Annotated in this window: 16 protein-coding genes and 1 tRNA gene; 11 read left to right on the top strand and 6 right to left on the bottom strand. The window is 71.7% G+C overall.

The window, feature by feature from the left end; translation table 11 throughout:
- The 3 genes from ADY59_RS44205 to ADY59_RS50815 form a co-directional block, all read left to right on the top strand.
- The coding region (locus tag ADY59_RS44205; RefSeq protein WP_049576380.1) for a TRAP transporter permease at positions 1-1,089 on the top strand (1,089 nt) is incomplete at its 5' end.
- Positions 1,086-2,018, top strand: a complete 933-nt coding sequence (locus tag ADY59_RS44200) for a TAXI family TRAP transporter solute-binding subunit (RefSeq protein WP_063780975.1) — start codon at positions 1,086-1,088, stop codon at positions 2,016-2,018. The genes ADY59_RS44205 and ADY59_RS44200, both read left to right, overlap by 4 nt.
- Positions 2,019-2,044: 26 nt before the next feature.
- Complete coding sequence (locus tag ADY59_RS50815) at positions 2,045-2,572, top strand: DUF1850 domain-containing protein (RefSeq protein ID WP_197094142.1); 528 nt, start codon at positions 2,045-2,047, stop codon at positions 2,570-2,572.
- Here the strand turns inward: ADY59_RS50815 and ADY59_RS44195 are convergent.
- Positions 2,467-3,435 carry a magnesium transporter CorA family protein gene (locus ADY59_RS44195; RefSeq protein ID WP_156326116.1) on the bottom strand — a complete coding sequence of 323 codons (969 nt, stop codon included), beginning with the start codon at positions 3,433-3,435 and terminating at the stop codon, positions 2,467-2,469. The genes ADY59_RS50815 and ADY59_RS44195 overlap by 106 nt on opposite strands.
- Positions 3,436-4,143: a DUF72 domain-containing protein gene (locus ADY59_RS44190; RefSeq protein ID WP_049576374.1), complete on the bottom strand. Its 708-nt coding sequence runs from the start codon at positions 4,141-4,143 to the stop codon at positions 3,436-3,438.
- Positions 4,144-4,214: 71 nt separating this feature from the next.
- On the opposite strand from ADY59_RS44190, the gene ADY59_RS44185 reads away from it, so the two are divergent.
- Positions 4,215-5,570, top strand: a complete 1,356-nt coding sequence (locus tag ADY59_RS44185; protein WP_063780974.1) for a YibE/F family protein — start codon at positions 4,215-4,217, stop codon at positions 5,568-5,570.
- Here the strand turns inward: ADY59_RS44185 and ADY59_RS44180 are convergent.
- The gene (locus ADY59_RS44180; RefSeq protein ID WP_049576372.1) at positions 5,516-6,376 is read right to left on the bottom strand and encodes an NAD(+)/NADH kinase; all 861 of its coding nucleotides are present in this window, start codon (positions 6,374-6,376) and stop codon (positions 5,516-5,518) included. The genes ADY59_RS44185 and ADY59_RS44180 overlap by 55 nt on opposite strands.
- A 284-nt stretch (positions 6,377-6,660) precedes the next feature.
- Between ADY59_RS44180 and ADY59_RS44175 the strand changes: the two genes are divergently transcribed.
- The 5 genes from ADY59_RS44175 (at position 6,661) to ADY59_RS44155 (ending at position 8,693) form a co-directional block, all read left to right on the top strand.
- A tRNA-Pro gene (locus tag ADY59_RS44175) sits at positions 6,661-6,734 on the top strand.
- Positions 6,735-6,798: 64 nt separating this feature from the next.
- A complete protein-coding gene (locus tag ADY59_RS44170; protein ID WP_049576369.1) occupies positions 6,799-7,224 on the top strand; it encodes a hypothetical protein in 426 nt (141 codons plus the stop codon).
- Positions 7,225-7,292: 68 nt separating this feature from the next.
- Positions 7,293-7,838 (top strand): hypothetical protein, encoded by a 546-nt coding sequence (locus ADY59_RS44165; protein ID WP_049576366.1) that lies wholly within the window; start codon positions 7,293-7,295, stop codon positions 7,836-7,838.
- A 6-nt stretch (positions 7,839-7,844) separates the two neighbouring features.
- The gene (locus tag ADY59_RS50810; protein WP_053175748.1) at positions 7,845-8,489 is read left to right on the top strand and encodes a hypothetical protein; all 645 of its coding nucleotides are present in this window, start codon (positions 7,845-7,847) and stop codon (positions 8,487-8,489) included.
- A gap of 6 nt (positions 8,490-8,495) precedes the next feature.
- Positions 8,496-8,693 carry a hypothetical protein gene (locus tag ADY59_RS44155; RefSeq protein ID WP_049576364.1) on the top strand — a complete coding sequence of 66 codons (198 nt, stop codon included), beginning with the start codon at positions 8,496-8,498 and terminating at the stop codon, positions 8,691-8,693.
- A gap of 101 nt (positions 8,694-8,794) precedes the next feature.
- Here the strand turns inward: ADY59_RS44155 and ADY59_RS44150 are convergent, their stop codons facing one another.
- Positions 8,795-9,151 (bottom strand): ATP-binding protein, encoded by a 357-nt coding sequence (locus ADY59_RS44150; RefSeq protein ID WP_063780973.1) that lies wholly within the window; start codon positions 9,149-9,151, stop codon positions 8,795-8,797.
- A gap of 75 nt (positions 9,152-9,226) precedes the next feature.
- Positions 9,227-10,000 carry a SigB/SigF/SigG family RNA polymerase sigma factor gene (locus ADY59_RS44145; protein WP_049576360.1) on the bottom strand — a complete coding sequence of 258 codons (774 nt, stop codon included), beginning with the start codon at positions 9,998-10,000 and terminating at the stop codon, positions 9,227-9,229.
- A gap of 173 nt (positions 10,001-10,173) precedes the next feature.
- Here ADY59_RS44145 and ADY59_RS44140 point away from each other — a divergent pair, with 173 nt between their 5' ends.
- Positions 10,174-10,530, top strand: a complete 357-nt coding sequence (locus ADY59_RS44140; protein ID WP_049576357.1) for an STAS domain-containing protein — start codon at positions 10,174-10,176, stop codon at positions 10,528-10,530.
- On the opposite strand, the gene ADY59_RS44135 is transcribed toward ADY59_RS44140, so the two are convergent.
- A complete protein-coding gene (locus ADY59_RS44135; protein ID WP_049576355.1) occupies positions 10,527-11,243 on the bottom strand; it encodes a GAF and ANTAR domain-containing protein in 717 nt (238 codons plus the stop codon). The two genes, ADY59_RS44140 and ADY59_RS44135, sit on opposite strands and share 4 nt — an antisense overlap.
- 59 nt (positions 11,244-11,302) lie before the next feature.
- Between ADY59_RS44135 and ADY59_RS44130 the strand changes: the two genes are divergently transcribed.
- Positions 11,303-11,743, top strand: a 441-nt coding sequence (locus ADY59_RS44130; RefSeq protein WP_231619184.1) for a PAS domain-containing protein, incomplete at its 3' end; no start/stop codon positions are given.

Raw genomic sequence — 11,743 nt, 5'->3', positions numbered from 1 at the left:
GGCGGCATCCTGGCGGCCAGCGGCATCGGCGCGATCCTGTCGCCGCCGACGCTGGGCGCGGCCGCGTTCATCATCGCCGAGCGGCTGCACGTCAGCTACCTGGAAGTGCTGATCTACGCGACGATCCCGACGATCCTCTACTACCTGGGCATCTTCCTGGCCATCGAGATCGACTCGCGCCGCTTCGGCACGCACGCCGTGGCGGTGGACGCGCCGAAGGCGAGCGCGCTGCTGCTGCGCTTCGGCTACCACTTCAGCTCGCTGCTGATCATCGTGGTGCTGATGGCGCTGGACTACTCGGCCTTCATGTCCGTGGTGATCGCCACGGCCATCGCGTTCGCGCTGTCGTTCCTCGACCCGGCGCACCGGATGGGCCCGCGGCGGGTCTGGCAGGCACTGGCCAAGGGCACGCTGGAGGTGCTGCCGGTCACGGCGGTGTGCGCGGCGGCGGGCATCATCGTCGGCGTCATCACGCAGACCGGGCTCGGCCTCAACCTGAGCAAGATCATCGTGGACTTCGCCGCCGGCAACCTCGTCCTCACCACGCTGCTGGCCGCCGCGGCGGTCATGCTGCTCGGCCTGGCGGTGCCGGTGACCGCGAGCTTCATCATCGCGGCGGTCATCATCAGCCCGGCGCTCATGACGCTCGGCGTGACCGAGCCCGAGGCGTACATGTTCGTCTTCTACTACGCCGTCCTGTCGGAGGTTAGCCCGCCGACGGCGCTGTCGGCGGTGGCCGCGTCCGCGATCACGGGCGGCAACACGTACCGGACGATGATGATGACCTGGCGCTACACGCTGCCGGCGTTCCTGGTGCCGTTCGCGTTCGTGCTGACGCCGAACGGGCAGGCGCTGCTCGGCCAGGGGCCGATCGGCACCGTGCTGCTGATGACGGCCGTCTCAGCGGTCGCGGTGGCGGCGCTGGCGATGGCCACCGGCGGGCTGAGCGGCGCGCCGGAACGGCTGCTGGCCGCCTGCGCCGGCGTGCTGCTGCTGTTCCTCGAACCCGTCCCGATCGCCGCCGGCCTGGCCGTCCTGGCGCTCGCGGCAGCCGTACATCTCATCAGGAGAAGGAGAACCCCAGCGTGAAGCGGATTCTTACGGTGGTCGCCGTGGCCGCCCTGATCGCGGGCTGCGGCGGCGGTCCGGGGAACCGGCTGTCCATCGCCACCGGCGGCACCACGGGCGTCTACTACGTCTACGGCGGCGGCCTGGCCTCGCAGCTGTCGAACAACATCGCCAACACCCAGGCCACCGCGTCGGTCACCTCGGCCTCGATCGAGAACATCAAGCTGCTGGCCACGGGCAAGGCCGACATCGGCTTCTCGCAGTCCGACACGGCCGCCGACGCGGTCAACGGCACCGGCTCGTTCACCGAGAAGCAGCCGGTCAAGGCGCTGGCCCGGATCTACGACAACTACGCGCACGTGGTGGTGGCGCCCGGCGTCACGGCGGAGAAGGTCGCCGACCTGAAGGGCAAGACGGTCTCGCTCGGCCCGCCGAACTCCGGCACCCAGGTCGTGGCCCGGCGCATGCTGGAGGCCGCCGGGCTCAACCCCGACAGCGACATCTCCAAGCAGCAGCTGTCGATCAACGAGTCGGTGCAGGCGGTCAAGGACGGCACCATCGACGCGTTCGTGTGGGTCGGCGGCCTGCCCACCGCCGGCGTGGTGGACCTGGCGACGAGCAAGCCGGACATGAAGATGCTCGACACCAGCGACGTGCTCGCCGGCATGCAGGCCAAGTACGGCAAGCAGTACGTCGGGCTCGACATCGACATGGACGTCTACAAGCTGACCGGCTCGGTCAAGACGGTCGGCATCGCCAACGTGCTGCTGGTGCCCGACTCGATGAACGAGCAGCTCGCCTACGACATCACCCGGACCCTGTTCGAGAAGAAGGCCGAGCTGGCCAAGGTGCACCCGGAGGCCGAGAAGCTCGACCGGGCGCTCGCCCAGCAGGTGGAGCCGGTCGCGCTGCACCCGGGCGCGGCCCGCTACTTCAAGGAGAACGGCTGACCAGGCTCGTCCTGGCGCTCGCGGCGGTGCTGGCGCTCGGCTCCGGCGGCGGCGCCGGGCGCCCCGCCGTGAACGGGCTGGCGCTGCCGGCCTCCGGCGTGTTCGCGATCGGTTACGTGCACAGCATCTACCGGGCGCCGTCGGCCGAGGTGTTCACGGCCGACGGCCGCCGGTTCACCATGCGGGCCGTCGTCTCGGCCAGCGGCGGCGTGCTGGACTACTACGCCCTGGAGGGCGAGCGCCGCCGCCTGCCGGGCGGCGGCTGGCTGCTGGTGCTGGCCGAGCCCGCCGCGTACGACGAGCTGAGGCTGCTGGCCACCCCGATCGGCCGCCGGACGCTGCTGGCCGGCGGGCGCTGCCTGCCGCTGCACCCCGCGCGCGGCGCGCGGGAGGTGCGCGTGACGGTGCGGCTCGCCGCCGCCGGCCGGGGCGGCTCGTGCCCGCCGCCCTACAACCAGTCCCTCTTCTTGAACGCCGCGTACAGCCCCACCGAGGCCAGCGCCACCAGCATCACCGACATCCAGAAGCCCCACGCCTGGCCCTCGCCCGGATAGGGCACGTTCTGGCCGTAGAAGCCGGTGATCATGGTGGGGACGGCGATGATGGCCGCCCAGCCGGTGAGCCGCTTCATGATCTCGTTCAGCCGGAAGCCCTGCTGGGCCAGGCGCGTCTCCCGCATGTTGGCCACCAGGTCGCGCAGCGACTCCACCCATTCGGCCGTGCGCAGCACGTGGTCGTAGACGTCCTCGTAGTAGGGGGCCATGCCGGTGCCGGCGATCAGCGCCTGGTCGCGGCGGAGCAGGGTGGCGACGATCTCCCGCATCGGCACCGCGATCTTGCGGAACCTCACGGTGGTCTTGCGCAGCTCGTACATCCTGCGCTGGAGCTCGCGGCCGTCGGCGGGCCGCTCCTCGAACAGCTCGGCCTCCAGGTCCTCGGCCTGCTGGTCCAGGTCCTGGACGAGCGAGAAGTGCCCGTCGACCACGGTGTCGAGCAGCCCGTGCAGCAGGAACGCCACGCCGTGGACGGCGAGATGCCCGGCCGCGTCCCAGCGCCTGACCACCTCGCCGATGTCGAACGCGGCGTTCTGCCTGACCGTCACCAGGGCGTTGCGGGTGACGAACAGGTCGATCTCGACCGGCGCGAAGCGGCCCTCGTCGAAGTGCACCGCGTGCACGGTGATGAACAGGTGGTTGTCGTAGACGTCCAGCTTGGGACGCTGGTATTCGTGGAGCACGTCCTCGACGGCCAGCTCGTGCAGCCCGAGCTCCTCGCCGATCGCCGCGATCTCCTGCTCGGACGGCGCGCAGAGGTCGAACCAGACGACGTTGCCCTCGTCGGCCACGTGGTCGGAGACCTCCGCGATCGGGAAGCCCTCCTTCCGCAGGCGGCCGTTCCTGTACAGACGGGTACGCATTCAAAGGAGTGTGGCAAAACGCGTGGCGTTCCGCACCGCCGCGCCGCCCGGGTCGTTGTTGAAGTACACGTACGCGTCACGCCAGCCGGTCTCCCTGATCCGCCGGGCCCACGTCCGCAGCGACGTGTCGCCGTAGGCGAAACCGGCCCGGCCCTCGTGCAGCCGCACGTAGCCCCAGCCGGCGGTGTCCCAGAACGGGCTGCGCGGCCGGCCGAGCCGGTCGGCCCAGCACAGCGCGGCCCCGCGTGCCTCCAGGACGCCGCGCGTCCCGTCCGTCCACCAGGACGGGTGCCGGAACTCCACCGCCACCCGCACCCCCGCCGGGAAGCAGCTCAGGCACCGGTCGAGCCTGCCGAGGTCGGCCCGCAGCGTGGGCGGGAGCTGGAGCAGGATCGGGCCGAGCTTGCCGCCGAGCCCGGCCACGGCCGCCATCAGCCGGGCCACCGGCTCCTCCGGCTCGGCCAGCCGTTTGATGTGGGTGAGGAACCGGCTGGCCTTGACCGCCATCACGAACCCGTCCGGGGTGCGCTCGCGCCAGGCGGCGAACGTCCGCGGCGGCGGCAGCCGGTAGAAGGCGTTGTTGCTCTCGACGGTGGCGAACTCGGCCGCGTACGTCTCCAGCCACAGCCGCTGCGGGACGCCCTCCGGGTAGAGCACGCCGCGCCAGTCGCGGTACTGCCATCCGGAGGTGCCCACCAGCGTGCCCATGCGCACGGACTACCCCACACGCGCGGGTGCAGTACTGTCGCACTTCGTAGTCCTGAGGAGGGCCTGGGGGGATGGGCGCAGACCACGCGCACAGCCATACGCACAGCCATGCGCACGGCACACGGGTGCGCACGTCGCGGCGGGCCGTCGTGGCCACGCTGGCGGTGCTGCTGCCGCTGGCGCTGGCCACGCTCGTGGCGCTGGTGTGGCTGTGGCCGGAGGGGCGGCAGGAGGCGGCCCAGCAGCACGCGGGCTTCGATCGGCTCACCGGCACGATCACCGCCGTCGCGCTGGAGCCGTGCCCCGAGGAGCCGCCCGAGTCGCCTCGCCCCGACCCCGCCACCTGCGGCAGGGCCAGCGTGCTGCTCGACGACGGCAAGACGGTGACGATGCCCCTGCCCAGCGCGCCGGGCTCGCAGCGTTTCGCGGCGGGCGACGAGGTCGTCCTGCTGCACCACGCCGAGGCGGAGCCGGGCACGCCCGCCTACCAGCTGTCCGACCATGACCGGACGAGCCCGCTGTGGCTGCTGGGCGTGGCGTTCGCGCTGGCGGTGATCGCCTTCGGCCGGTGGCGCGGGGTGACGGCGCTGGCCGGGCTCGGGATCACGTTCGTGCTGCTGCTGACGTTCGTGATCCCGGGCATCCTGGAGGGCAAGCCGCCGATGCTGGTGGCGATCGCCGGCGCGGCCGCGATCATGCTGACGGTCCTCTACCTGACGCACGGCTTCACCGCGGCCACGTCCATGGCGGTGCTCGGCACGCTGGCCAGCCTGACCCTGACCGGCGTGCTGTCCTACGGGGTGATCGGGTTCGCCAGGCTCAACGGGGTCACCGACGACAGCGCATTCACCCTGGGCATGAGCCTGTCGATCGACACGCAGGGGCTGCTGCTGGCCAGCATCATCATCGGCGCGCTCGGCGTGCTCGACGACGTGACCGTCACCCAGGCGGTCACCGTCGCGGAGCTGGCCGCGGCCAACCCGTCCTACGGCTTCCGCCGCCTCTACCGGGCCGGCAGCCGGGTGGGCCGCGCGCACATCGCCTCGGTGATCAACACGATCATCCTGGCGTACGCGGGCGCGTCGCTGCCGTTGCTGCTGCTGTTCAGCGTCGGCGAGCAGCCGCTCGGCGAGGTGCTGACGACGCCCGTCATCACGCAGGAGATCGCCCGCAGCGTGGTCGGCACGATCGGCCTGATCGCGGCCGTGCCGATCACCACGGCGCTGGCGGCCCTGGTCTCCACCCGCCGCGACCCGCAGGGCCACGACGAGCCCGTGCGGCCGCACGACGGGCCGGACGAGGGGCCGTACGGCGGCCCCACGCCGCCCTCACGGGCACGGCACCGCCGGGCGGCCGCTCAGGACACCTCGGCTCAGGACACCTCGGCGCTGCCGCCGACGCGCAGCTTGCGCCGGGCGCGCTCGTAGAAGGTGGTGCCGAGCCGCACCACCTTGGCCGCTCCGGGCAGCGCCGTCACCGTGAGGCTGTCGCCGGGGGACAGGTGCCCGACGACGGCGCCGTCGAGCTCGACGGCCAGCCGGCCGCTGGACGGCATCACCTCCAGCGTGACCTCCTCGTCGGCCGGCAGCACCAGCGCCCGGTTGAACGACGAGTGCGCCGCCGCCGGCACCACCAGCACGGCCTCCACCCGGGGCGAGACGACCGGCCCGCCCGCGGAGAAGCTGTAGGCGGTCGAGCCGGTGGAGGTGGCCACGATCACCGCGTCGGCGGAGTAGCTGACGAACGGGTGCCCCGACGGCTTGACGGTCACCGCCGCCATCCCCTCCCCCGGGATGCGGGCCAGCGCGATGTCGTTGAACGCGATCAGCTCCGCCTCCCCCGCCAGCCGGGTGCGGACCGCCATGCGCGGCTCGACCGTGTAGTGGTGGCCGTCGATGGCCGACAGCGTGGCGGCCAGCTCGGCCACGTCGATCTCGGCGAGGAACCCCAGCCGCCCCAGGTTCACGCCGAGAACGGGGGTCTCGCGCCCGGCGATGAGCCGCATGGTGCGCAGCATCGTGCCGTCGCCGCCGAGGCTCACCAGCAGGTCGGCCCGCCGGGCCAGCGTCGTCGCGTCGACGGCGACCGCGCTGCAGTCGATCCGCCCCACCTCGTCGGGCAGCCCGAGCACGGTGGCGTCACGCGACCCCGCCCAGCGCAGAATGGTGTCGATCGCCTGCTTGGAGTCGCGCCTGGGGTGCAGCACCAGCCCGACCGTCCCGACCATGCCCATGGGGCAAGCCTAGAGGTCAGCGAGGCGGCCACGGGTTCCGCCCGATCCCGCCGCTCCGTACGGGGGAACTCGCGGGGGGATGCCGGGCCGCGCCATGGCCGCCTCCGCACCGACACTACGGCGGCCCGGCGGCGCCCGGACCGGGGGACGCACCCGGGAAATCCCTGGCCCGCGCACCCCGGCGGGCACGGGAAAGGTGGCGCGAGGAGGTGCGCCGCCCGTGGTAGTGTTTTCCCCGCAAGGCCGCGCAGGACCGGCACAAAAGGTTCAGCTCAGCGGCCTGGCGGGACGTAGCGCAGCTTGGTAGCGCACCTGACTGGGGGTCAGGGGGTCGCAGGTTCAAATCCTGTCGTCCCGACGCTTTCTCACCCGATCATCGCCTGGCGATGATCGGGTGATTTCGTGTCCGGGGAGGTGACCGGGTGGGGCGCAAACCGACGATCGACCGGGCGGAGCTGGCCAGGCTCGTCGCCGACGGGCTGAGCGTCCAGGAGCTGGCCGCGCGCTTCGGGGTCAGCGAGTCCGGGGTTCTGCAGGCCAAGCGGGCCGCCGGGCTGGCCAAGCCGATGCTCGACCACGGCGCCGCGCTGCCGTGGAAGCTGGCCCGCGCGCACACCCAGTCCGGCCCCGCCACCAACCTGCGCAACCTGTCCGCCGCCGCGCAGGGCAGGCCGCCGGCGGCCGAGCGGCTCAACACGGCGCTGCGCTGGGCGCGGCGGCTGGTCGACGCCGGGCTGGACGTGACCTACGACCCCGCCTCCGGGTTCGCGGAGATCCCCGCCGCCCCGGAGGGCTCACACGTCGCATCGGTGCTGGCAGCGGCCCTGGAGGGGCTCGAACAGCACTGACATACGGGTTTCGCGAGCCCGTTCGGGGGCAGTCGCCGGTCCTGACACACAGACCGGAGGCGAACACTATGTCCACCTGGATTTGGGTGGCCGTCGTCGTGCTCGCGATCGTGGCGCTCGCCGCGGTGGCCTATGTCGCGCTGCAGCAGCAGCGCCGCGGCCGGCTCCGCGAACGCTTCGGCCCCGAGTACGAGCGCATGATGGCCGAGCACGACAGCAAACGGGACGTCGAGCAGGAACTGCGCGCCCGCGAGCAGCGGCACGCCGAGCTCGACATCCGGCCGCTGCCGGAGGAGACCCGCGACGCCTACGCGACCCGCTGGACCGAGGTGCAGGAGCGCTTCGTCGACGCCCCGGGCTTCGCCGTCACCGAGGCCGACCAGCTGGTCTCCTCCGTCATGGCCGAGCGCGGCTATCCGACGGAGAACTTCGAGCAGCGGCTGTCCGACCTGTCGGTGGGGCACGCGGCGACGCTGGACCACTACCGCAAGGCGCATGAGATCAGCGGGCGCGCGGCCCGCAAGGAGGCGTCCACCGAGGAGCTCCGGCAGGCGATGGTGCACTACCGCGCGCTCTTCGAGGAGTTGCTTCACGAGACATCGCGAGGACGGTGACGACACATGAACGGCGATGAGCTGAAGGTGCCGTCGCAGCGGGCCGACCGGCCCGGCGACGACAACGACCGCGACCATCACCTCGACAACGACAACGACAACGACAAGCACGGCGGCCAGTACGACAACAACAACGACAACAAGTTCGACGACCGCGGGGCGGACGGGCTCGGCGAGGAGTCGTACCGCGACCCGTACGCCAGGACCGGCGACGACATGGTCGTCGAGCCGGATCCCGCGCACGTGCCCGAGGGCGTGCACGTGGCCGGGCCCGTCCCCGAGACGGCGCCCGGGCACGAGCGGGAGCCCGAGCCGATCCCCGCGACCGCCGTGGCCGGCGAGCCGCCCGCGCACGCGGCGCCGCAGGAGCGGGCCCTGTTCGACCAGGACCCGGCCGAGGTGCAGGCGCGCTGGCGTGACCTGCAGGCCGCGTTCGTGGATGACCCGGGAGAGGCGGTCCAGCGGGCCGACGGGCTGGTCGGCGAGGTCGTCGAGACGCTGACCAGCACGCTCAACGCGCGCACCGGCGAGCTGCGGGAGCGCTGGAAGGACGCCGGCGACAGCGACACCGAGCAACTGCGGCTGGCGCTGCGCGAGTACCGGGGCGTGCTGGAGCGCCTGCTCGCCCTGTCCGGTCCGGAATCGAGGTGAGGTGACATGCTCGCCATCGTCGCGGCCATCGTCTTCGGGCTGGGATTCCTGCTCGACCTGCTCGACACGCAGATCGCCGGGGGCATCTCCGGCACCACGTTCATGCTGCTCGGCCTGACGCTGCTGGCGCTGCACCAGGCCGGCATCGGCACCGCGAGCGTCAAGAGCTACGGGGGCTGGCGCGGCGGCCGTACCCGCCGCTGACCGCCGGTGAGGCCGCGCGCGGCGTGCTCGCACTCCGGTGCCGGGCACGTCGCGTGCGGCACTTCGGGACAAGCGCTTCAGGAGGAGAACGAAGCCGGGGGTCAGCCTTTGCCGGGGAAGCGCATGATGACCGTGCTTCCCCCGCTCCCGATCCGCAAGGTGAGGTCGGAGGAGAGCAGCCGCGCCACCCACAGGCCCATGCCGCCCACCGCGCCGGGCAGCGGGCCGGGCTTCCACACGCCGTCGTCGTGCACCTCGACGACCAGATCACCGCTGTCGGTCCAGGTGCGCAGGCGCGCGTGGTCGTAGCCGTGGGTCACCGCGTTGGTGGCGACCTCGTTGACGGCGATGACGAAGTCGTTGACGGCTTCTTCCGGCATGCCGAAGCCACGGGCCTCGGACTCGGCGAACTCCCGGACCCGCGGCAGGTCCGGGAGCCGGAAGGGCAGTTTCCGCACGGGCGCACCGGGTGGCGGGCTCGTGGAGCCCGCCCGAGGATCAGTGTCCTCCGTCATCACCCGGTGACCGCCTTCTCAACCGACCAGCAGCTCTGCGCGCAGCTGGTCGAGCACCTTACGCAGGATCCTGGAAACGTGCATCTGCGATATGCCGAACTCCGCCGCGATCTCGGCCTGCGTCATGTTGCCGAAGAACCGCAGCAGGAGGATGTGCTTCTCACGCGAGGGCAGCGCGTCGATGAGCGGCTTGACCGCCTCGCGGTCGACCATCGTGCTCAGCGTGTCGTCGTCCTCCGGGATGACGTCGCCCAGCGAGGCGGCGTCGTCGTCGGTGCCCAGCGGCGCGTCCAGCGACAAGGTGCTGTAGGCGGCGGAGGCGTCGAGCGTGAGCAGCACGTCCTCCTCCGAGATGTTCATCTTGGCCGCCAGCTCGGCCACGGTCGGCGAGCGGCCGAGGTCCTGGCTGAGGTCGGCGACGAGCCGGTTCAGCTCGGAGCGGCGCTCCTGGTAGAGGCGCGGCACCCGGATGGCCCAGGTGCGGTCGCGGAAGTGACGCTTGACCTCGCCGGTCATGGTGACGACCGCGTAGCCCCTGAAGGCGTGGCCGAGGGTCGGGTCGAAACCGTTGACCGCCTTCATGAGGCCAACGTACGCGGCCTGGAGCAGGTCCTCCAGCGGTTCGCCCCGATAGCGGTAGCGTCGGGCGATTTCCATGGCGAGCGGCCGGTGCATCTCCACGATCCGCTCGCGCAGCCGTTCCCGGAGACCGTCGGGGGTGCCTTCGCGGACCATCTCGGCCAGGAGGTCTTCGGCGGTCATGTCTTCGAGGACGAGTTCCTGCACAGCCATGGCTGCTCCTCATATGGGTTGCAGGCGCCCTCCGCAATGAGAAAAAGCCCATGCAGAGGCACGCCTCGCTCGTTCGAGACGGAAGCCCTCTGCTGGACTTCGGACTCCAGTATCCCCCACTCTCGCGGAAGTATTCCTCCCCACTTGAGTGACAGTAAAGTTGCCCCGTGACAATGCCCGAAAACGGCAGCGGGTCCGTCGCGGCCCTCAGCCTGACATCGTCGACCGTGGACGGCATCGCGGTCATCAAGGTCGACGGTGTCCTCGACGCCACCACTCGCGAGCAGTTCGCCGACTACCTGGCGCTGGCCGGTTCGGACCTCATCCTGGACCTGGGCGGAGTGACGTTCATGGACTCGCGCGCGCTCGGGCTGATCGTGCACCACTGGCAGACGAGCCTCAGCGCGGGCGCCAAGTTCGCGCTCATCGGCGTGGAGTACTCCAAGTCCAAAGTGATGTGGATCACCGGCCTCGCGCAGCGGCTGCCCATCTACGACACGCTCGACGACGCTCTGGCGGCGATCGCCTAGCGGCGGTTCTTGCGCTGGTGCTCCTCGACCAGGAGCCGGGCGAGGTCGGCCACCTTGACCTGGTGGTGCTGGGAGATCCGGCGCAGCTCCTCGAACGCGGCCTCGGCGGTGCAGCCGCTGGTCTGCATGATGATGCCCTTGGCCTGGTCGATGAGCGCCCGGCCGGCGAGGGCCTCCTGGAGCTGGGCGGCGTCGGTGCGCACCTCCTCGAAGTCCCACATGTTGGCCAGGGCCACGCCGACCTGCTCGGTCAGCATGTCGGCCAGGGCATGGGCGCCCTGCGGGGAGAAGGCGCCGCGCCGTACCGAGTAGAGGCCCACGATCAGCAGCGCCGGGGGGATCCGGATGGGCACGGTGAGCACCGATCGGACACCGCAGCGGGTGGCGAGGGCGGCGTAGCGGGGCCAGCGGGTGTCGGCGAGCACGTCGGCGACGGCGATCCGGGCGCCGGTCTTCCTGGCCTCGGCCGACGGGCCCTCGCCGAGCAGGCGTTCGCCCTCGACGAGGGTGATCAGCTCGCTGTGCGAGCCGGAGACCAGGACGCGGTGCTCGTGCCAGTGCTCGGCGGAGCCGCCGGAGCAGCCGGGGACGCCCGCCGCCAGCGCCGCGGTCAGGCCGCGCAGCACGCTCTCCGTCGAGGTGTCTTCACCGAGCCGGCCCAGCGTCGCCAGGTTGCGTGCGAGCCCGGGAGTGATCATCGCGGTTGATTCCATAGCTATTCTGCCCCTACCCCTTATGGCTGCCATTATCCCCTGTGGCGTAGCGTCGGAGGATGACCATGCCGGACCTCGAACACGCTCTGGACGCACTGGCAGGGCGTGTCTCGTCGTTGCGGGAGGCGCGCGCGGCCTACCCCGCCGACCTCGCACCGACGCTCGACGCCGCGCTGGCGGAGCTCGACACGGCCGCCGAGCTGCTGGCGGAGGCGCGCGAGCAGTTGCGCAGGGCGCCGAAGCGGGCGGCCGGCAAGAAGGACGGCTCACAGCGGGAGCTGAAGCTGCTGCGCCAGGTGTTCCGGGCCTTCCCGGTGCCGGTGGTGGTGCTCGACGGCGGCGGCGTGGTCCGGCGGATCAACCCGGAGACCTCCAGGGTGCTGGGCAGCCCCGACGGCTACCTGGTGGGCCGTTCGTTCCCGCTGCTGGTGGACGTGTCGCGGCGGGCGGCGTTCCGCTCGCACCTGACGTCGGTGCTGCAGACGGGGCAGGCGGCGGCG

Source organism: Nonomuraea sp. SBT364, assembly GCF_001083785.1.
Lineage (GTDB): Bacteria > Actinomycetota > Actinomycetes > Streptosporangiales > Streptosporangiaceae > Nonomuraea.
Note: the sequence above shows the minus strand (reverse complement) of the source record. Positions and strands in the feature narration are given on the sequence as shown.

Excerpts from the sequence above, each read along its gene's own strand:
- ADY59_RS44195 (WP_156326116.1), bottom strand. The coding sequence starts at position 3,435 with ATGCGTACCCGTCTGTACAGGAACGGCCGCCTGCGGAAGGAGGGCTTC.
- ADY59_RS44190 (WP_049576374.1), bottom strand. The coding sequence starts at position 4,143 with ATGGGCACGCTGGTGGGCACCTCCGGATGGCAGTACCGCGACTGGCGC.
- ADY59_RS44185 (WP_063780974.1), top strand. The coding sequence starts at position 4,215 with ATGGGCGCAGACCACGCGCACAGCCATACGCACAGCCATGCGCACGGC.
- ADY59_RS44180 (WP_049576372.1), bottom strand. The coding sequence starts at position 6,376 with ATGGGCATGGTCGGGACGGTCGGGCTGGTGCTGCACCCCAGGCGCGAC.
- ADY59_RS44165 (WP_049576366.1), top strand. The coding sequence starts at position 7,293 with ATGTCCACCTGGATTTGGGTGGCCGTCGTCGTGCTCGCGATCGTGGCG.
- ADY59_RS50810 (WP_053175748.1), top strand. The coding sequence starts at position 7,845 with ATGAACGGCGATGAGCTGAAGGTGCCGTCGCAGCGGGCCGACCGGCCC.
- ADY59_RS44155 (WP_049576364.1), top strand. The coding sequence starts at position 8,496 with ATGCTCGCCATCGTCGCGGCCATCGTCTTCGGGCTGGGATTCCTGCTC.
- ADY59_RS44145 (WP_049576360.1), bottom strand. The coding sequence starts at position 10,000 with ATGGCTGTGCAGGAACTCGTCCTCGAAGACATGACCGCCGAAGACCTC.
- ADY59_RS44140 (WP_049576357.1), top strand. The coding sequence starts at position 10,174 with ATGCCCGAAAACGGCAGCGGGTCCGTCGCGGCCCTCAGCCTGACATCG.
- ADY59_RS44135 (WP_049576355.1), bottom strand. The coding sequence starts at position 11,243 with ATGGAATCAACCGCGATGATCACTCCCGGGCTCGCACGCAACCTGGCG.